Genomic DNA, 18,977 nt, shown 5'->3' on the forward strand with positions numbered 1-18,977 from the left:
ACTGTTGTCCAATAGTTTTCGATTCAACTGAGCGAATAGTGCTGCCACAGTGACACATGCCACAGGATCACGTCCGTTTCGGGCGTTTCGTCGGTCTCCGCCCGTAGGGTGTCGACATGTCGTCGATCCTCGAGAACGAGAAAGCACCCCCATCCGGTGCCCCCGCCCCCGGACCGACCCGCGGCGAAAGGTGGCGAAATAACGCGCGATACGACCTACCCGCGTCGCTCGTCGTCTTCCTCGTCGCCCTGCCCCTGTCGCTCGGCATCGCCATCGCGTCCGACGCCCCGATCATGGCGGGTCTCATCGCCGCGATCGTCGGCGGTGTGGTGGCGGGTTCCGTCGGTGGCTCACCGCTCCAGGTCAGTGGTCCCGCCGCCGGATTGACCGTGGTGGTAGCAGAATTGGTCGCCACCTTCGGCTGGAAGGCGACCTGTGCGATCACCGTCGCCGCCGGATTCCTTCAAATCATCTTCGGGCTCAGTAGAATTGCCCGTGCCGCCCTGGCCATCGCGCCGGTCGTCGTCCACGCCATGCTGGCCGGCATCGGAATCACGATCGCCCTCCAGCAGATTCACGTCCTCCTCGGCGGCAGCTCGCACAGCTCGACCGTCGAGAACATCACCCAGCTGCCCGGACAGCTGACGTCCGCCCGGTACGGCGACGTCCTCGTGGGAGCGGTGGTCATCGCCGTCCTGCTGTTCTGGAAGAAGATTCCCGGCAAGCTGAAGGTGCTCCCGGGGCCGCTGGTCGCCGTCGTCGCCGCCACCGTTCTGTCCCTGGTTCTCCCGTTCGACCTCGATCGAATCACGTTGGACGGCTCCCTTTTCGACGCCGTGGCGCTGCCCTCGATGCCGGAAGGTCCGTGGCTCGCCGTGGCCACCGGTGTGCTGACGGTCGCGCTGATCGCCAGCGTCGAGAGCCTGCTCTCCGCGGTGGCCGTCGACAAGATGCACGGCGGGACCCGGTCGGAGTTCAATCGGGAACTCGTCGGGCAAGGCTCGGCCAACATGATCTCGGGTCTCATCGGCGGCCTGCCGGTCACCGGTGTCATCGTGCGCAGCTCCACCAACGTCGCAGCCGGGGCGAAGACCCGGGCGTCCGCCGTCCTGCACGGCGTCTGGATCCTCGTCTTCGCCGCACTGCTCACCGCGCTGGTCGAGCAGATCCCGATGGCCGCGCTCGCCGGACTGCTCATCGTGATCGGCATCCAGCTCGTCAAGATGGCGCATCTGCGTACCGCGCGACGCACCGGCGACCTGTGGGTGTACGGCGTGACCGTGGCCGGTGTGGTCTTCCTGAACCTGCTCGAGGGTGTGATCATCGGTCTCGCACTCGCGGTGGTCCTGCTGCTGTGGCGGGTCATCCACCCCAGGATGCGCGCCGAACCCATCGGATCCGAGGACTCCGGGCGGTGGCGCGTGACCGTCGAGGGGTCGTGCAGCTTCCTGTCCATGCCCGCACTGACCGGGCTACTCGCGAAGGTTCCCGCGGGCGCACACGTCACCGTGGAACTGGCGGTCGACTTCCTCGACCACGCCATGTTCGAAGCGATCGACGACTGGAAGCGGCACTACGAGAACAACGGCGGAACCGTCGTGATCGACGCGCTCGGTCCCGTCGACATGAACGCCGTGGGTGCGTCGCCGCCCCGGCGCGGCGTCGGCGTGGCGAGTCCCCGCGGGTTCGCCCCGTGGAAGAGCTGGCAGCCGCGGCACCACGACACCGCGGAGACCACCACACCGGCGGCGCTGCGACCCGTCCTCGCGGGAGTGTCGGAGTACCACCGGCGCAACGCGGCGCAATTGCAGCCGCACCTCGACGACCTGCGGGACGGGCAGCGCCCCGACTCGCTGTTCCTCACCTGCTCCGATTCACGCATCGTGCCGAACGTGATCACCAGCAGCGGTCCCGGCGACCTGTTCACGGTGCGCAACGTGGGCAACCTCGTCCCGACCGGGAAGCAGGACGTGTCCGTCGAAGCGGGCCTGGCCTTCGCGCTCGACGAACTCGAGGTCAGCTCGGTGATCGTGTGCGGCCACTCCGGCTGCGGCGCGATGAAGGCCGTCCTGGCAGAGGCGCAGGCAGACACGGACGGATCCGAGGGGGCCGTCGAGCAGTGGCTGACGTTCGCGCAGCCGAGCCGCAAGGCGTTCCTCGGCGGTCACCCGGTGGCGCGTGCAGCGGCCGAACTGGGATTCGACGAAGTCGACCAGCTGGGCATGGTGAACGTGGCGGTCCAGGTGCAAACCCTCGGGCGCCATCCCCTCGTCGGCGCGGCGGCGGCCGAGGGCCGAGTACGCGTCGCGGGAATGTTCTTCGACATTCCGTCCGCGCGCGTACTCGAGATCACCTCGACCGGTGTGTCCTACCTGGACCACGTGCCGACATGATTCAGAGGAGATGGACCCTCTTGTAGAGGCGCTTCGACGGGCCGCCGACGAGGCCGACGCCATCGAGGAACTGCATCAACTTGGAACCGGACGTCCGGACGGTGTCCTTGTAGTGCTGGTTGCTCCTGGCCTCGGCGGCGGCCCGCTTCGGGTCGAGGCCGGCGTTCTCGTAGACCTCCTTGCGGATCATGCTCTTCATCACGAAGTACACGACCGCGGCGGTGTTGAGCCGCTCGATCTGGAGGCGGGCCCAGCTGGCGCCCTGGATGCGTCGTCCGACCTCCTCGCGGGCGAAGCGGATGTGGCGGGCCTCTTCGAGGACGTGGATCTTGCTCACCGTGCGGGTGACGGGCTGCACGCGCTCGTCCTTCATGAAGTCGCGCTGCATCATGTCGAGGATCTCCTCGGCGGCCATCACGCTGGCATACGCGTTGGCGCCCCGGAAGAAGCCACCCCAGATACGCCCGAGCTTGTGGATCACCGGATGGGGGCCGTAGCTCGGCATGTTCAGGCGTTCGCCCGCGCGGGCGAACATCACCGAGTGGCGGCACTCGTCCGCGACCTCGGTGAGGGCGAACTGGACGTGCCGCGAGTGCTTGTCGCGGCCGTACACGTCGCGCAGGAGCATCTGCATGAGAAGGATCTCGAACCACAGTCCGACGCTGGAGACGCTGGCGGCCTCGTGCTTGGTGAGTTCGATCTTCTGCTCGTCGGTCATCTCGTCCCAGAGGGCCGTGCCGTAGAGCGTGCTCCACTCGGGGGTGAGACCGAACTTGTCTTCGGGGATCGGTGCTTCCCAGTCGACCTCGACCATCGGGTCGTAGGACTTGCGTGCCGACGACGCCAGCAAGCGCTGGGCGGTCTCTTCGCGGTCGGAGACGACGATCGATGCGGCCATCACTACCCCTTGATCTGTGACTAGTTGATCTGTGATTTGGGCGGTCAACTAACTGTGACATTCAGTTACTGATACTGAACGATACAGCGACGGCGGTCACAAGGGCAACGTCCGCTCAGTCGATCTCGGCCAGTTCCTGCGGCGATTCAGCCCTCGGTGCGGACCCCTTCCGCCCGGGCGCCCACACCGAGAGCAGCAATGATGCGCAGAACAGCACGCAGGCCAGAACGATGGACGACTCGTCGAAACCCTTCAGGAACGAATCCCGGGCGAACGTCGCCAGTTGCTCACCCTGCGGGCCGGCGACGTCGGCGACCTGCAGCGCCGCCGCCAGCGAACTCGACACCGGCTCCTTCGCGGCCTCCGGAACGGCGTCGACCGCCGGCTGCACATGCCTGCCGTAACCAGCGGCCAGGACGCTGCCCGCGAGCGCGACCCCGATGGCCGAACCGATCTCACGCGCCGTGTCGTTGACGGCCGATGCGACACCCTGCTTCTCGTCGGGAGTGTTCTGCACGATGGCCGCCGTCGCGGGCGCCGTGCACAGTCCTATCCCGAAAGCGGCCACGATGAGCGGGGCGCACACCTCCGCGTAACTCGAATGCGCGTCGAGCCGCACCAGCAGGAGAATGCCCAGGCCGAGCAGCGCGGAGCCGGACGCGAGTAGCGGCCGCAGCCCGACGTGCGGGACGAGCATCGGCATGACCGCGGACATCGCCACCACCGGCACGGCGAGGGGAGCGAGCGCGAGCGCCGACTGCAGAGGCGAGTAGTCCAGCACCAGTTGCAGATACTGGACGAGCAGGAAGAACAGGCCGAGTGAGGCGAGGAACTGCAGCAGAAGCGACATCGACCCCGAGCCGAACGCGCGGTTGGCGAACAGCCGGACGTCGAGCAGGGGATGTTTTCTGCGGAGTTCCACGAGGGCGAACGCGGCCGCGGCGGCGAGTCCGCCGACGAGCAGTCCGAGCACGACGGGATCCAGCCAGCCGCGCTGCGGCGCCTCGATGGTTCCCAGGACGAACAGGCCGACCGCGGCGGCGATCAGGCCGGTGCCGGGCAGGTCCAGCGGTGGGCGCTGCGACTCCCGGGACGACGAGATGGTGAAGCCCGTGACGAAGATCAACGCGGACACCACGGTGAGGCCGATGAAGATGGCGTGCCACGACCACTTCTCGAGCAGGAATCCGGAGACCAGCAGGCCGGCGATCGCGCCGGAACCGGCGACACCCGACCAGATGCCCACGGCCCGGCCCCGGTGTGCCGGCGGAAAACCCGACGTGAGCAGCGACAGTGTGGCGGGCATGACGAGGGCGGCGCCGACGCCCGCCATCGCCCGGGAGCCGATGATCCACTCGGGTGCGTCGTTGACGAGGGGGATCGCGGTGGACGCGCCGAAGATCAACAGTCCGACCATGAGCAGCCCACGCCTGCCGTACCGGTCGCCGAGCGCGCCCGCCGGAAGCAGCAGGGCGGCCAGGGTCAGGGTGTAGCCGTCGACGATCCACGTCAGCTGACTCTGCGTCGCACCCGTGTCGCGGGCGAGGTCGGGGAGCGCGGTGTTGAGGGCCGCCATCGCCGCGACGACGAGGGCGACGGCGCAGCACGAGACCGTGAGCATCCATATCTGCCGCAGGGTCCAGCCGGCGTTCTCCGGTTGTTCCTGCTGTTCCTGCGATGCCTCGTTCCGAGCGTGCACGACACTCCTCCCGATAGAAATAAGACTGTCAGTATCGTTGGTAGACTGACAGTTCACAAGAGGTCGGGCAGTGGCAGGAACGGGCGGTGCAGATGACCGAGCAGGATCCCCGCAGGCAGCGCTCGCGTGCGCGACTTCTCGACGCCGCGACAACTCTCCTCGCGAAGGGCGGCACGGACGCCGTCACCATCGACGCCGTCACCACGCTGGCGAAGGTGGCTCGTGCCACGCTCTACCGGCATTTCGACAACGGCACCGAACTGGTGGCCGCGGCGTTCGGGCGGCTGATTCCGCCGGCCCCGACGGTGCCCGCCGAAGGCGACCTCCGCGACCGGCTGGTCGAGTTGATGGTCAGTCAGGCGAAACTCATCGAGAGTGCCCCCATGAACGTGACGGCGATGTGCTGGCTGGGCATGGGCCCCGCGCTGGACGACTACTCGAGCGCGGACGCCGCCCAGTCGGACAAACCGGAACTGCGGACGCTCCGGCAGACGATCGTCGCGCAGTACCGGGCGGCGTTCGACCAGGTCTTCGGCACACCCGAGGCGGCGGAACGCCTCGGAAAATTCGACTACGACCTCGCCCTCGCCCAGCTCCTCGGACCGCTCGTCTTCACCCGGCTCGCCACCCTCACCCCGCTCGGACGCACCGCGTGTGAGCAGATCGTCGACGACTTCCTCGCGGCACGCGCCGCGCAGGTCGAAGCCGGTGCCCGGCCGCCGGCGCTGCACGAGATACCGCCTGCTCAGGCATTATGACGTCGACAGCTCAGGCTGTCGTCATTACCGTGGCAGTGCGCGCGGCACCCGACGCCGCGCCTGTCTGATGAATGGTGTGGGAAGGTTTTTCGATGATCACTGATGCACTCAACTGGCTCCTCGGTGCGTGGGGCGGCGTCGCCGCCGGCAGCAGCGGATACTCCATCCCGCCCGGAACCCTTCCCTTCGGAAGCTGACGCTCGTCAGGCGTCCCGGTTCCGGCGCAGCACGAACTGCTCGAGCCTGCGTATCCCTCGAACGCGTCGTGGGCGTAGCTGTTTGAGGTAGTAACCGGGAGCGCCGTCGAGTTCGTGGGCGAGTTCCTCGTCGATCAGCACCGTGCCGGGACGCGCCGAACCGGTGAGTCGCGCCGCGGTGTTGACGACGGAACCGTAGAGGTCGCCGAACCGGACGAGAACCGGACCCATCGCCAGACCGACCCGCAGTTCGGGGTCCGTCTCGTCCGGCAGGACCCGCTCCTGGAGTTGCAGGGCGATTTCCGCCGCATCGGCCGGCGATTCGACGGCGAACATCACCTCGTCGCCGACCGTTTTCACCACCCACCCCTGATGCCCGCCGATCACCGTCGTCGAGGCCGACTCGAAGCGTTCCAGCAGGTCCGCGAGATCCCGGGCACCGAGCTGACGCGTCAGGGACGTATATCCGACGATGTCCGCGAATCCGACCACCAGGGTCCGGCTCGCGACCTCCTCACCGGGATTGCCCACGTTGCGGCCCGTGGTCGAGGCGACGTGCCTGCGCCACACGTACGCCTGCAGCGACTCGACCGCCGGAAGGATCTCGGCGGTGAGTCCCCGCACCTGCTCCCGGATCGCCTGCTCGTCGCTGCCCGCCGAGCCCGCGAGCTGATCGACGATGTGCGTGCTGATCAGCGACACCTGCCATTCGGCGAGCCGCGACAACGACTGGCCCAGAGCGCGGGCCGCCGCCACTTCGCGTTCCGGTGAGATGATCCCCCGGTCGACGAGTGACGCGATGGTCCTCAGCGCGGCGGCGTCCCCCTCGGTGAACATGACGCTGTCCGGGTCGATGTCGACCGCGAACCCCATCGACACCCACAGGCGGTCCGCTCGCTCGACCGATACGCCCGCGATATCGGCGATCTCGGCCCGCGTGTACCGGCGGGGCCCACCCAGCAGCGACTCCTCGAGATCGGCCTGGACGTCGCGGAGCAGGGTCGGTGAGATCTCCGTCGGCGCTGCCGTCTCGTCGCCGTTTTCCGGTGCTTCCGAGGTCACGTCGTTCCTCTCGATATCTTCGATGCGCACGCGCTGTCGCTCGTGCGACCATCGCCCTCAATCTGCCACTGTGCGAGCCCGTCCGATGCGGAACCGTCGGTGGTGTGTGCAAGAGTTGCGGTGCTCACGAGCGTAACCAGGAGACAGACCAGAAAGGACAGCGCATGCCGCCCCGTAGACGTTCCGGCGCCGCCGCACCGGATCACCTGACCGCGGAGAATCTCGAGACCCTCGCTGCCGCGATCGCGGAAGGCAAGCGGGCCACCGTGTATCTGCGCGAGGCGATGCCCAGCCTCGGGCTCGAGGCCGGAGACTCGGCCAAAGTCATCTCCGTGCAAGGCAATACGGTCTTGATCCGCCCCAAGGGTGTCGACGACGAGCTCCCCTTCGAAGCCGAGGAGCTTCTGATGAGACGAATTCCGGCGCCCAAGCCGGCGCCCGCCGCCAAGTCCGCCCCCGCAGCGCCGGTCGTGCACCAGGAGATCGAACCGGGTCCGCCGCCCGCCCCCAAGACGCCCGCGGCGAAGACCGTCGCGGTGCCGCAACCGGCCGCCGCCGCGGTCCCGAAACCCGCCGCGGCACCGGCCAAACGCACCGCCAAGAGGGTGCCGGCCGGAGTCAGCGTCACCATCCATGCCGGCGCCGACAACGACTGGAGCGTCACCGTCGCGCACGGAGCCAAGCGTCCCGGTAAGGCCGTCCCCGTGTCACCGGACGCCGTCGAGCGTGCCGTCCGGGAACTCGGCGAGGAGACGGCGATCGAGGCCGTCGAGTCGATCATCGTGGCGGCCCGCAACCTCGCCGCCGCCCGGGTCGACGAGCTGAGCCGGCAACTCGAGGACGCCCGGAAAGCGCTGGAGGCACTCGGCGCCGGCGAGTAGTACCGGAGCGAGTAGCGGCCGCGGTCTCTACATCGGCATTCCCCCACGCAGGTCTTGTGCGGGGTGGGATTCTTATGGAGAGACACGCGGCCGTCGGGGCTCATCCGGGAAGGTTCGAAAAATGTTGAAACGATTCGCGGCGGTTGTTGCGGCGACAGCGGGAATTCTGGGATTCGTTGCGGCAGGGACCGCGACAGCAGCTCCGGCCGCCGTCATGGGGGGCGGTTCGGGGATCGTGGTGAACGACGAACTGGTCTGTTCACTCACCACCATCGGGCACGACAATGCGGGCAGGCTCGTCGGCCTGACGGCGGGCCACTGCGGTGAGGTCGGCTCGTACGTGGTGCCCGAGGCCAGTCAGGACAGCGGCATCATCGGGACGTTCGTCATCTCCAACCCCGCGCTCGACTACGCGGTGATCCAGTTCGATCCGGCGAAGGTCGTCCCGGTCAACCGGGTCGGCGGCGTCACCATCACCCGGATCGGCGCCCCGGCAGCGTTCCCGCAGGTGGCGTGCAAGGAAGGTCGAACCACGGGCAACACGTGCGGCATCGTCTACGGCGACCTCATGCAGACGGGGGAGACGTGGACCCAGGCCTGCGTGATCGAAGGTGACTCGGGCGCACCGATGGTCGTCGGCACCACCCTCGTCGCCATGGTCAACGCCTACCTCGCGGCACCGTGCATCGGCCCGGAGATCGGCACCAACCTCAACTCGATCGTCGCCGACATGAACGCGAACGCCGGTCCCGGCGCCGGGTTCCGGCCCATCTAGGCCCTTCGGGCCCGTGCGCCTTTTTGGTAGCCAGGACAACCAGAAAGGCGCACGGGCGCGAAGCCTCTATCCGCAGACGGCGCCGCCCGAGGCGGAACCGACGAGCTTCGTGTACTTGGCCAGGACCCCGCGGGTATAGCGCGGGGGCAGGGGTTCCCACTCGCTCTTGCGGCCGGCGAGTTCCTTCTCGTCGACGAGCAATTCCAGCGTGCCCTTTCCGACGTCCAGGCGGATCTGGTCGCCGTCGCGGACGAACGCGATCGGACCGCCGTCGACGGCCTCCGGTGCCACGTGCCCGACGCACAGGCCGGTGGTGCCGCCGGAGAATCGGCCGTCGGTGAGCAGCAGGACGTCCTTGCCCAGGCCTGCGCCCTTGATGGCGCCGGTGATCGCGAGCATCTCGCGCATGCCGGGACCGCCCTTGGGTCCCTCGTAGCGGATGACCACGACGTCGCCGTTCGTGATCGTGCCGTCCTCCAGAGCATCCATCGCGGCCCGCTCCCGTTCGAAGACTCGGGCGGTGCCGGTGAAGACGTCGGAGTCGAACCCGGCCGACTTCACCACCGCGCCGCCCGGGGCGAGGGAACCCTTGAGGATCGTGATCCCGCCGGTCGGGTGGATGGGCGAGCTCATCGCCCGCAGCACCTTGCCGTCCGGGTCGGGCGGCGCGATGTCGGCCAGGTTCTCGGCCATCGTCCGGCCAGTGACGGTCAGGCAGTCGCCGTGCAGCATCCCGGCGTCGAGCAGGGCCTTCATGATGACGGGGACACCGCCGATGTGGTCGACGTCCTTCATCACGTGCTTGCCGAACGGTTTGACGTCCGCGAGGTGCGGGACGCGCGCGCCGACGCGGGAGAAGTCGTCGAGGGTCAGTTCGACATCCGCTTCGCTCGCGATCGCCAGCAGGTGCAGGACGGCGTTCGTGGAACCGCCGAACGCCATGACCACGGCGATGGCGTTCTCGAACGCCTCCTTGGTGAGGATGTCCCTGGCGGTGATGCCGCGGCGGAGCAGTTCGACGACGGCCTCACCGCTGCGCCTCGCGAACCCGTCGCGACGACGGTCGGTGGCGGGCGGGGAGGCGCTGCCGGGCAGCGACATGCCGAGTGCCTCGGCGGCACTGGCCATCGTGTTCGCGGTGTACATTCCGCCGCACGCGCCCTCGCCGGGGCAGATGGCGCGCTCGATGGCGTCGACGTCCTCGCGGCTCATCAGTCCGCGCGAACAGGCGCCGACCGCCTCGAACGCGTCGATGATGGTGACATCGAGTTCGGTGCCGTCGGACAGCTTGGCGACCCCCGGCAGGATCGAACCCGCGTAGAGGAACACGCTCGCGAGGTCGAGGCGGGCCGCGGCCATCAGCATGCCGGGCAGCGACTTGTCGCAACCGGCGAGCAGCACCGATCCGTCGAGGCGTTCGGCCTGCATCACCGTTTCCACACTGTCGGCGATCACCTCACGGGACACGAGGGAGAAGTGCATGCCCTCGTGTCCCATCGAGATGCCGTCGGACACGGAGATGGTGCCGAACTCGAGGGGATACCCGCCCGCGGCGTGGACGCCGTCCTTGACGGCCTTCGCGAGCCGGTCGAGCGACAGGTTGCAGGGGGTGATCTCGTTCCACGACGACGCCACGCCGATCTGGGATTTTCCCCAGTCGTCGTCGCCCATGCCCACCGCACGGAGCATGCCGCGTGCTGCGGTCTTCTCCAGTCCGTCGGTGACGTCGCGGCTGCGGGGTTTCGGATCCGGAGTACTCATGCATCCCAGCGTAGGCGGGACCCTCGGGCGCGGTTGGTTAAATGCGTTGCCGGGGATCGCGACCGGTCAGGGCGATCAGGCGATCCTGCAGCGGCGCGTCGCCGGGTACGTCGACGGGGTCGGCGAACAGTCCGCTCTCGGAGAGCATCTCGCGCTGGCCGTCGAGGTCCGACCAGACCCCGGCGACGAGTTGCGGGTCGAGCGTGTCGTCGGATCCGGTGGCCTTGGCGAGGTCCCAGGCGTGGATGGTGACGTCGGCGGTCTGCTGCCTCAGATACGGCTCCAGCGGCACCGTGCCGTAGGACAGATGCACGTGCGTCTGCGGGTCGGTCGACGACCACGCGCGGATGGCCGCGTCCGAATAGCGCTGCCATTCCGCCCGCATGTCGCCGTGCAGGGGTTCGATGTCCGGGGTCGCCTCGCCGACCGTCTTCCCGGCGAGCAACGGGGGAACCCACTGCTGTTCCTCGATGACGTGCCGCACCAGGTGGGTGACGTCCCATTCGCGGTCCGGGGTGGGCGCCGACCAGTCGGTGATCGCGGTGACCCGCGCACCGAACTCGCGGTGGGCGATGCGGGCGAGTTCGAACCAGTCGAATGCCATGCCTTCAGGGTAGAGGCAGCCGGGTCACGATCAGCGCGATTCCAAACGATGCACCTGTCGGGGTGCTCGGGAAGGATGGGGCGCATGACCAACATCCCCACCGTGCAGTTGTCCGAAGGCCTCACCGTCAGTGCGCAGGGCTACGGCGCCATGTCCGTCGCTCCCGTCTACGGGCCCGTCGATCCCGCGGAGGCGCTCGCGACCCTCCACCACGCCATCGACATCGGAGTGACGTTCATCGACACGGCCAATGTGTACGGCGACGGCGCGAGCGAGATCGCGGTGGGCACGGTGCTGAAGGAACGCCGCGACGAGGTGCAGTTGGCCACCAAGTTCGGTCTCGTCGGCAACATCGCGAACGGCAGGCGCAGCATCAACGGCAAGCCCGAGTACGTGGGGCAGGCCCTCGACGAATCGCTGAGCAGGCTAGGTGTCGACACCGTCGACCTGTACTACCTGCACCGCGTCGACCCCGAGGTGCCCATCGAGGACACCGTCGGCGCGATCGCGGAACAGGTGAAGGCGGGGAAGGTCCGCCACATCGGACTGTCGGAGGCGACCGGCGACGAACTCCGTCGCGCGTCGCGGGTGCACCCCATCGCCGCGATCCAGAGCGAGTGGAGCATCTGGAGTCGCGACGTCGAGAAGCACGTGGTTCCCGCCGCGGCGGAACTGGGCATCGGCTTCGTGCCGTACTCGCCCGTGGGCCGGGGCTTCCTCACCGGAACGTACGACCCGGCCGTGCTGGGCGACAAGGACCTGCGTCGCCGGTTCCCGCGTTTCGGGGACGACGCGCTGCCGTCGAACCTGAAGGTGCTCGACGTCGTCCGCGAGGTGGCCGCCGAGCTCGACGCGACGCCCGCCCAGGTGTCGCTGGCGTGGCTGGACGCGAAGGGCCGCGAGTTCGGGTTGCCGTCCGTGTCGATTCCCGGCACCCGGTTCGCGGCCCGTGTGACGGAGAACGCAGGTGCGGTCGCGCTCACCCTGACCGAGGGGCAGATCGCCCGTCTGGACCTGCTCGCGGACCTCACCGTCGGCGAGCGCACGGCCGATCCGACCTGGGTGTCGCTGGGCCGCGAGTGACTTCACCCAGCGGGTAATACCTGCTGGCGGGTAGTTTGATCTGCGATGAGCAGAGTGTGGTTGGTGTGGGGCGTCGGGGTTGTCGCATATATCGTCGCCGTCCTGCATCGAACCTCGTTCGGTGTGTCGGGCCTCGCGGCGTCGGAACGATTTTCGATCAGTCCGAGTGTGCTGTCGAGTTTCGTCGTACTCCAGATCGTGGTGTACGCGGGGATGCAGATCCCGGCCGGTGTGCTCCTCGACCGGTACGGGTCGCGGGTCATGATCGCCGCCGGCGCGCTCATCATGGCGTCGGCGCAGATGTTGCTCGCGCTCACCGAATCGCTGCCGCTTGCCGTCGCCGCGCGCGTGTTCGTCGGCGTCGGCGATGCGATGACGTTCATCTCCGTGCTGCGCCTGGTGCCGCAATGGTTCGCGCCGCGGCGGGTCCCGCTCGTGTCCCAGCTGACGGGCATCTTCGGTCAGATCGGTCAGATCCTGTCGGCGCTGCCGTTGATGCTGCTGCTGAACGGGCCGGGCTGGAGTTTCGCGTACGGCACGGCGGCGTCGCTCGGGTTGCTGTCCTTCGTGCTGGCAGTGTCCGTCATCCGCAACGCCCCGCCCGGTCTCGAGGTGGTGGCCGCACCCGCCGGACTGCGGGAGGTGGGAACGCAGATCCGCGCGGTGTGGCGGCGGCACGGCACCCGGCTGGGCTTCTTCACCCACATGGGCACGCAGTTCTCGATGACGACGTTCGCCCTGCTGTGGGGTGTGCCGTACCTGAGGTCGGCGCAGGGGTTGTCGGCGGCCGAGGCCGGTTCGCTGCTCACGCTGTCGGTGATCTCGGCGATCGTGGCCGGGCCGATCATCGGCATCCTCAGCGGCCGGTTCCCGATGCGCCGCTCGTATCTGGTGCTGGCGATCATGATCAGCAACGCGGCGATGTGGACCGTCGTGCTGGCACTGCCGGGCCCGGCGCCGATCTGGTTGCTGGCACTTCTGGTGATGGTGATCTCGGTGGGCGGCCCCGGTTCGATGATCGGCTTCGACTACGCCCGCATGTTCAACCCCAGTACCAGCATGGGAACCGCGCAGGGAATGGTCAACATCGGCGGCTTCCTGGCCTCGTTGCTGGTCATCCAGGCGATGGGGCTCATCCTCGACGCGATGGGCGGGTACTCGTTCGACAGTTTCCGGGTGGCCTGGCTCGTGCAGTATCCCGTCTGGATCGTGGCGATCACCGGGGTTCTGGTGACGCGGGGGAAGACGCGGAAGCAGATGGGACTGGTGCTGCGGCCGATCCGGCAGGTGTGGCGGGAGCGGGGCGATCGCCCGAAGGGCTAGTTACACTCTTACATGATGTGTAACACTATAACGCATGAGCAATGAGCGTTCGGAAGATCACGCCGTCCTGACGGCACCCCCGATGCAGTGGGACGCCTGGGGCGCGCCCGAGAAGCACAAGGTCCTCTCGGACGGCATCAAGGGACTGCTGCAGCAGGCCCTCGGCGTCACCATCAGGGAACCCTCCGGCCGGGCGGCCGACGACGCCGTCCTCGCTCCGAGCGCACTCTCCGACCAGCACGTCACCGCGCTCGCGGGCATCGTCGGAGAGCAGTTCGCCAGTACCGCACACACCGACCGGTTGCTGCGTTCCGGCGGCAAGAGCACGCTCGACCTGCTGCGCCGCCGCAGCACCGAACCCCAGAACGCGCCCGACGCCGTCGTCACCCCCGGCACCGACGCCGAGGTCGCCGACGTGCTCCGGTACTGCGCCGCCAACGGCATCGCCGTGGTCCCGTTCGGCGGCGGAACCAGCGTCGTCGGCGGGCTCGACCCGGTGCGCGACCGATTCGACGCCGTCGTCTCGCTGGACCTGCGCCGGTTCGACTCGCTGATCGACCTCGACACCGACTCCGGCATCGCGACGCTCGGAGCGGGTGTGACCGGTCCGCTCGCCGAGGAACTGCTCGGCGCGCACGGCTTCTCGCTCGGGCACTTCCCGCAGAGTTTCATGTTCGCGACCATCGGCGGTTTCGCGGCCACCCGGTCGTCGGGGCAGGCGTCCGCGGGGTACGGCCGGTTCGAGGACATGGTGCAGGGACTGCGAGTGGTGACCCCCACCGGAACCCTCGACACGGGGCGTGCCCCGGCGTCCGCGGCAGGCCCGGACCTCGGCGAACTGTTCGTCGGGTCGGAGGGCACGCTCGGCGTCATCACCCGGGTGCGGGTCCGCGTGCACGCGGTCCCGGCCACCACCGTGCGGGAGGGCTGGCGTTTCCCCGACTTCGAGACCGGCGCGGCCGCGCTGCGCGCGCTGCGGCAGGAGGGTGCGGTCCCGACCGTGCTGCGACTGTCCGACGAGGCCGAGACGGCGGTGAACCTGGCGACCACCGACAAGATCGGCGAGGAGACCGTCACCGGCGGCTGCCTGGCGATCACCACGTTCGAGGGCACCGCGGAGCACACCGCGGAACGGACGGCGGAGGCCCGCGCGGTGCTGCAGGCGCGCGGCGGCACGTCCCTGGGCGAGGAACCCGGAAACGGCTGGGAGCACGGCCGTTTCGACGCACCGTACCTGCGCGACTCGCTGCTCGACGCGGGAGCGTTGTGCGAGACGCTGGAAACCGCGACCACGTGGGGCAACCTCGCCGCGCTCCGCGCGGGCGTCACCACCGCGCTGACGGAATCGCTGTCGGCGCAGGGCACCCCGCCGCTTGTCCTCTGCCACATCTCGCACACGTACCCGACGGGCGCCTCGCTGTATTTCACCGTCGTGTCGGCGCAGGCGGACGACCCGATCGAGCAGTGGCGGCGGGCCAAGACCGCCGCCGGGGACGCGATCGTCGCCGCCGGCGGAACCATCACGCACCACCACGCGGTCGGCGTCGACCACCGCCCGTGGATGCGGGACGAGATCGGCGATCTGGGCGTCACGATTCTGCGGGCCGTCAAGGACGCCGTCGATCCCGCGGGAATCCTCAACCCCGGCAAGCTGATTCCGTGAGCACGCAGCAGGTGATCGAGAAGGTCACCGTCCTCGTCAACCCGCTCGCCGGGCACGGCCACGCGCCGGTCGCCGGGCGCAAGGGGGTCGCGCGCCTGCGGGAACGCGGCGTCGCCGTCACCGAAATCATCGGTACGGACGCCGATCACGCGCGCACGCTGGCCCGCCGGGCCATCGACGGCGGCACCGACGCACTCGTCGTCGTCGGGGGAGACGGCGCCATCAGCATCGGGTTGCAGGCGGCGGCGCAGTCCGGGACACCGGTCGGCCTGATCCCGGCAGGCACCGGCAACGACCATGCGCGCGAATTCGGCATCCCCGTCGGCGACCCCGTCGCGGCCGCCGACGTCATCGCCGACGGCGAGGTGCAGGAATCCGACCTCGCCAGGATCACCCTCGACGGCGGTGCGGTCGTGTGGGCGGGCACGATCGTCGCGAGCGGTTTCGACTCACTCGTCACCGACCGCGCCAACCGGATGTCCTGGCCGAAGGGCCCGATGCGGTACAACCTGGCGATGCTCGCCGAACTGACGCAACTCCGCCCGCTGCACTACCGCATCGCACTCGACGACCAGACCTTCGAGGTCGACGCGACACTGGTCGCCGTCGGCAACGGCCGCTCCTACGGCGGCGGGATGCAGATCTGCCCGAACGCGGACAAGACCGACGGACTGCTCGACGTCACCGTCGTCGACTACGGCCGCCGGTCGAGGCTGGTCCGGCTGTTCCCCCGCGTGTACAAGGGCACCCACGTGGAACTCCCCGACGTGCAGACCTACCACTCGCGGACGGTGCGACTGCAGTGCGACGGCATCACGGCCTACGCGGACGGCGACCGCGTCGGCCCGCTGCCGGTCACCATCGAGGCGGTGCCTGCCGCGCTGCGGATCCTCAGCCACACCCCGGCCTGAGCGGTCACAGCCCGCGCAACCGGTCCATCTCGCGGCGTTCGCGTTTGGTCGGCCTGCCCGCGCCGCGGTCGCGCTGCGGGATGGACGCGAGGACCTCGCGCGGTGGGGGTGGTGGTGTGTTGTCGGTGTAGCACTCGACGGCCACCACCGCGCCCACCCGTTTGGTGATCGGCCGGATCACCTCGACGATCCGTTCGACACCGGCCGCGCGAATGCGGACCTCGTCACCGGCCTTCACCGGCTGCGCGGGTTTCGCGGTGCTGCCGTTGACCCGCACATGCCCCGACCTGCACGCCGCCGCCGCCGCGGAACGCGTCTTGAACAGCCGGACCGCCCAGGTCCAGCTGTCGACCCGGACGCTCGACGGGTCGGTACCGGAAATCGCCACCCGACCAGGATACGAAAAGCATGCCCGCAGTCGCGTCACCCCTCCGGCGGGGTGGGGCCGGGCCGCGCGAGGGCCGGTTGCACCGCCGGACCGGTGATGTCGCAATGCGGTTTGCACGCGATCGACTCCGGAACGGGACCGAGCGGGGCGGGAGCGGGCGCGGCGGGCGCCCGGATCAGGGCCGCGGCGATGGCCGCCCCGACGAGCAGCAGTGCGATGCAGACGAACATCGCGATGCGGAAGCCGTCCGAGAAGCTGGTGGGGTCGAGCATGCTCTCGGCGTCGATCCCGGCGATCCCGGGGAGCGCGGCCACCGCCAGCAGCTGGCTGGTGCGTGCGACCGCGTTGTTCACCCCGGACGCGATGCCCGACTGTTCCACCGGGACCGATCCGAGCACGGCCGCGGTCAGCGGCGCGACCATGGCGGACAATCCGAGACCGAACACGACGACGCCGGGGAGCACCACCGTCCAATAGCTCGCGTCCGGCCCGATCCGCGTCATCAACAGCAGCCCGACCGCTGCGAGGGCGGGCCCGACGGTCATCGGCAGTCGCGGGCCGTGGGTCTGGGCGTAGCTGCCGGCGCGGGAGGAGAACGCCAGCATCGCCAGTGTGATCGGGATGGTGGCCAGCCCGGCCTCGAGCGGCGAGTACCCGGCCACCAACTGCAGCTGCAACACCAGCAGGAAGAAGACGCCGCCGAGCGCGGCGTACACGGCGAGCGTCACCAGGTTCGCCGCCACGAACATCCGCGACGCGAACAGGCTCGGCGGCACCAGCGCGTTCGGTGAACGCACCTCCACGACGACGAACGCGATCAGCACGACGGCGCCCACCACCCCGGCGATCAGGTTCATCTCGATCAGACCGTAGGTGAGGGCGCCCAGGCCGATCACCGCGCACGCCGAACCGAGTACGTCGAGGTGATCGGGCGGGTGCGGGTCCCGGCTCTCCGGGACGTGCCGCATCGACGCCCACACGACGAGCGCGGCGAGCGGAAGATTGAGCAGGAACACCGACCGCCAGCCGGCCACCTCCACCAACCAGCCGCCCAGCAGAGGTCCGATGGCCCCCGCCACCCCGCCGAGCCCCGACCACAGTCCGATCGCGGCGCCCCGGTCGTCCTCGTGGATCGACGCCGAAATCAGTGCGAGGCTGCCGGGGGTCAGCATTGCGGCCCCGACACCCTGCAGAATCCGGGCGATCACGAGGAAAGTGATGTCGGGCGCGATGCCGCACAACAGGGACGCCGCCGCGAACCACACCGTCCCCCAGACGAAGACGCGGCGCCTGCCCCAGCGATCCCCGAGCGCCCCGCCCAGCAGGATCAGCGACGCCAGGGCGAGGGTGTAGCCGCTCAGTACCCACTGCATTCCCGCGACATCCGACCCGAGGTCCTCGCCGATGTGGGGCAGGGCGATGTTCACCACCGTGCCGTCCAGTAGCGCGAGGCTCGAGCCGAGAACGGTGGCGGTGACCACCCACCGCCCCTGGCGGGTGCTCAGGCGCAGAACTGTCTCGGTCATCTCCCCATGGTGCGCTGCGGTCCAGGCAGTGCGGTACTCGTTGCGATTTCTCGCGCCGGCTTCGGCATACTCGACAGCGTTGCCCGGTCGGAAACCGAAAGTCGAGAGCCTGCACGTGTATATCGAAGTCGACGACCTGTCCCGCGAGGACGTGCACGGACTGCTGGCCGAGCACCTGGCGGACATGCGTGCCACGTCGCCGCCCGAGAGCGTTCACGCCCTCGATCTGTCCGGTTTGCGGGACCCCTCGGTCACCGTGTGGACGTTGTGGGACGAGGAGGCCGTGCTGGGAACCGTGGCTCTGCGTGAGCTCTCGGCGGCCGAAGGTGAGATCAAGTCGATGCGGACGGCCACGGAGGCGCGCGGGCGGGGTGTGGCCACCCGGCTCCTCACGCACCTGGTCGACGAGGCGCGGGCACGCGGGTACGTCCGGCTCAGCCTCGAGACCGGCACCGAGGACTTCTTCGCCCCGGCCAGGCGGCTGTACACCGAGCACGGCTTCACCGAATGTCCCCCGTTCGGGGACTACGACAACGATCCGAACAGCATCTTCTTCACACTCGCCCTGTGACGGCTGTGTACGTGCGACACTTTCCGCCACGCACCTCGATATACGGAGAACTCATGGACATCATGCGCAAGGTCGCGGTCGGGGCCGTCGCGGTGGCCGGCCTGTCTTTCTTCGCTGCGGGGACGGCCGCTGCAGACCCGGTACCGGCGCCCATGCCGCCGCCGCTCCCCGCGCCCATGCCGGTCCCGTTGCCTGCCGGCACGTACCTCGGCACCACCAACGTTCTCGGTGGCGACCTGATCTGGAAGGGCAAGACGTTCGGACCCGGATGGGTCATGGACAACTTCGGGGTGTTCTTCCCCTACATCTTCGGCATGACCACCCCGGAACCGGGCGGCTCCCTCGTCACCGACTACAGCCCGTCCGGCCTGAATTTCCTCACCGACCGGATCACCCCGAGGCCGGACGGGACCTACGAGGGCACCGTTTACATCAACGGCAACCCCGTGGCCGGATACGCCCTGCACAAGTAGGGCGGTCGACG

General features: G+C 68.9%; 17 protein-coding genes. 10 read left to right on the forward strand and 7 right to left on the reverse strand.

The window, feature by feature from the left end; all coding sequences use genetic code 11:
• Positions 1-116 precede the first annotated feature (116 nt).
• Entirely contained in the window at positions 117-2,393 is a 2,277-nt protein-coding gene (locus JWS14_RS27945; protein ID WP_206014863.1) for a SulP family inorganic anion transporter, read from the forward strand.
• A gap of 1 nt (position 2,394) precedes the next feature.
• Here JWS14_RS27945 and JWS14_RS27950 read toward each other — a convergent pair whose 3' ends face one another.
• Both JWS14_RS27950 and JWS14_RS27955 read right to left on the reverse strand, forming a co-directional pair.
• Positions 2,395-3,291 carry an AurF N-oxygenase family protein gene (locus tag JWS14_RS27950; protein ID WP_206014864.1) on the reverse strand — a complete coding sequence of 299 codons (897 nt, stop codon included), beginning with the start codon at positions 3,289-3,291 and terminating at the stop codon, positions 2,395-2,397.
• A 115-nt stretch (positions 3,292-3,406) separates the two neighbouring features.
• On the reverse strand, positions 3,407-4,912 hold the full coding sequence (locus tag JWS14_RS27955; RefSeq protein WP_241031690.1) for an MFS transporter: 1,506 nt from the start codon (positions 4,910-4,912) through the stop codon (positions 3,407-3,409).
• Between the two features lie 164 nt (positions 4,913-5,076).
• Between JWS14_RS27955 and JWS14_RS27960 the strand changes: the two genes are divergently transcribed.
• Positions 5,077-5,748, forward strand: a complete 672-nt coding sequence (locus JWS14_RS27960; protein WP_083395614.1) for a TetR/AcrR family transcriptional regulator — start codon at positions 5,077-5,079, stop codon at positions 5,746-5,748.
• Between the two features lie 203 nt (positions 5,749-5,951).
• On the opposite strand, the gene JWS14_RS27965 is transcribed toward JWS14_RS27960, so the two are convergent.
• Positions 5,952-7,007: an adenylate/guanylate cyclase domain-containing protein gene (locus tag JWS14_RS27965; RefSeq protein ID WP_072944883.1), complete on the reverse strand. Its 1,056-nt coding sequence runs from the start codon at positions 7,005-7,007 to the stop codon at positions 5,952-5,954.
• A gap of 164 nt (positions 7,008-7,171) precedes the next feature.
• On the opposite strand from JWS14_RS27965, the gene JWS14_RS27970 reads away from it, so the two are divergent.
• Positions 7,172-7,888 (forward strand): DUF6319 family protein, encoded by a 717-nt coding sequence (locus JWS14_RS27970; RefSeq protein WP_206014866.1) that lies wholly within the window; start codon positions 7,172-7,174, stop codon positions 7,886-7,888.
• A 121-nt stretch (positions 7,889-8,009) separates the two neighbouring features.
• Positions 8,010-8,663: a S1 family peptidase gene (locus JWS14_RS27975; RefSeq protein ID WP_072944659.1), complete on the forward strand. Its 654-nt coding sequence runs from the start codon at positions 8,010-8,012 to the stop codon at positions 8,661-8,663.
• A 66-nt stretch (positions 8,664-8,729) separates the two neighbouring features.
• On the opposite strand, the gene ilvD is transcribed toward JWS14_RS27975, so the two are convergent.
• Positions 8,730-10,424, reverse strand: a complete 1,695-nt coding sequence (gene ilvD / locus JWS14_RS27980; RefSeq protein WP_206014867.1) for a dihydroxy-acid dehydratase — start codon at positions 10,422-10,424, stop codon at positions 8,730-8,732.
• Between the two features lie 37 nt (positions 10,425-10,461).
• Positions 10,462-11,028, reverse strand: coding sequence for a TIGR03086 family metal-binding protein (locus tag JWS14_RS27985; RefSeq protein ID WP_206014868.1), 567 nt, complete (start codon positions 11,026-11,028; stop codon positions 10,462-10,464).
• A gap of 84 nt (positions 11,029-11,112) precedes the next feature.
• Here JWS14_RS27985 and JWS14_RS27990 point away from each other — a divergent pair, with 84 nt between their 5' ends.
• The 4 genes from JWS14_RS27990 (at position 11,113) to JWS14_RS28005 (ending at position 16,008) form a co-directional block, all read left to right on the forward strand.
• Entirely contained in the window at positions 11,113-12,111 is a 999-nt protein-coding gene (locus JWS14_RS27990; protein ID WP_095863426.1) for an aldo/keto reductase, read from the forward strand.
• Positions 12,112-12,156: 45 nt separating this feature from the next.
• On the forward strand, positions 12,157-13,434 hold the full coding sequence (locus JWS14_RS27995) for an MFS transporter (protein WP_206014869.1): 1,278 nt from the start codon (positions 12,157-12,159) through the stop codon (positions 13,432-13,434).
• 82 nt (positions 13,435-13,516) lie between these two features.
• Positions 13,517-15,097 carry an FAD-binding oxidoreductase gene (locus JWS14_RS28000; RefSeq protein ID WP_206016200.1) on the forward strand — a complete coding sequence of 527 codons (1,581 nt, stop codon included), beginning with the start codon at positions 13,517-13,519 and terminating at the stop codon, positions 15,095-15,097.
• On the forward strand, positions 15,094-16,008 hold the full coding sequence (locus tag JWS14_RS28005) for a diacylglycerol kinase (protein ID WP_206014870.1): 915 nt from the start codon (positions 15,094-15,096) through the stop codon (positions 16,006-16,008). The genes JWS14_RS28000 and JWS14_RS28005 overlap by 4 nt, the downstream gene beginning before the upstream one ends.
• A 4-nt stretch (positions 16,009-16,012) precedes the next feature.
• Here JWS14_RS28005 and JWS14_RS28010 read toward each other — a convergent pair whose 3' ends face one another.
• Complete coding sequence (locus tag JWS14_RS28010; RefSeq protein ID WP_072944648.1) at positions 16,013-16,396, reverse strand: RNA-binding S4 domain-containing protein; 384 nt, start codon at positions 16,394-16,396, stop codon at positions 16,013-16,015.
• A gap of 35 nt (positions 16,397-16,431) precedes the next feature.
• Positions 16,432-17,922 carry an MFS transporter gene (locus JWS14_RS28015; RefSeq protein WP_206014871.1) on the reverse strand — a complete coding sequence of 497 codons (1,491 nt, stop codon included), beginning with the start codon at positions 17,920-17,922 and terminating at the stop codon, positions 16,432-16,434.
• A gap of 115 nt (positions 17,923-18,037) precedes the next feature.
• On the opposite strand from JWS14_RS28015, the gene JWS14_RS28020 reads away from it, so the two are divergent.
• Positions 18,038-18,493: a GNAT family N-acetyltransferase gene (locus JWS14_RS28020; RefSeq protein ID WP_072944644.1), complete on the forward strand. Its 456-nt coding sequence runs from the start codon at positions 18,038-18,040 to the stop codon at positions 18,491-18,493.
• Positions 18,494-18,546: 53 nt separating this feature from the next.
• Positions 18,547-18,966, forward strand: a complete 420-nt coding sequence (locus tag JWS14_RS28025) for a hypothetical protein (protein WP_072944643.1) — start codon at positions 18,547-18,549, stop codon at positions 18,964-18,966.
• Positions 18,967-18,977 lie beyond the last annotated feature (11 nt).

The sequence above is a fragment of the Rhodococcus koreensis genome (assembly GCF_017068375.1).
GTDB lineage: Bacteria > Actinomycetota > Actinomycetes > Mycobacteriales > Mycobacteriaceae > Rhodococcus_F > Rhodococcus_F koreensis.

Bases quoted from the DNA above. Each gene is read 5' to 3' on its own strand.
- JWS14_RS27945 (WP_206014863.1), top strand. From the start codon at position 117: ATGTCGTCGATCCTCGAGAACGAGAAAGCACCCCCATCCGGTGCCCCC.
- JWS14_RS27950 (WP_206014864.1), bottom strand. From the start codon at position 3,291: ATGGCCGCATCGATCGTCGTCTCCGACCGCGAAGAGACCGCCCAGCGC.
- JWS14_RS27955 (WP_241031690.1), bottom strand. From the start codon at position 4,912: ATGCTCACGGTCTCGTGCTGCGCCGTCGCCCTCGTCGTCGCGGCGATG.
- JWS14_RS27970 (WP_206014866.1), top strand. From the start codon at position 7,172: ATGCCGCCCCGTAGACGTTCCGGCGCCGCCGCACCGGATCACCTGACC.
- JWS14_RS27975 (WP_072944659.1), top strand. From the start codon at position 8,010: ATGTTGAAACGATTCGCGGCGGTTGTTGCGGCGACAGCGGGAATTCTG.
- ilvD (WP_206014867.1), bottom strand. From the start codon at position 10,424: ATGAGTACTCCGGATCCGAAACCCCGCAGCCGCGACGTCACCGACGGA.
- JWS14_RS27985 (WP_206014868.1), bottom strand. From the start codon at position 11,028: ATGGCATTCGACTGGTTCGAACTCGCCCGCATCGCCCACCGCGAGTTC.
- JWS14_RS27990 (WP_095863426.1), top strand. From the start codon at position 11,113: ATGACCAACATCCCCACCGTGCAGTTGTCCGAAGGCCTCACCGTCAGT.
- JWS14_RS27995 (WP_206014869.1), top strand. From the start codon at position 12,157: ATGAGCAGAGTGTGGTTGGTGTGGGGCGTCGGGGTTGTCGCATATATC.
- JWS14_RS28000 (WP_206016200.1), top strand. From the start codon at position 13,517: ATGCAGTGGGACGCCTGGGGCGCGCCCGAGAAGCACAAGGTCCTCTCG.
- JWS14_RS28015 (WP_206014871.1), bottom strand. From the start codon at position 17,922: ATGACCGAGACAGTTCTGCGCCTGAGCACCCGCCAGGGGCGGTGGGTG.
- JWS14_RS28025 (WP_072944643.1), top strand. From the start codon at position 18,547: ATGGACATCATGCGCAAGGTCGCGGTCGGGGCCGTCGCGGTGGCCGGC.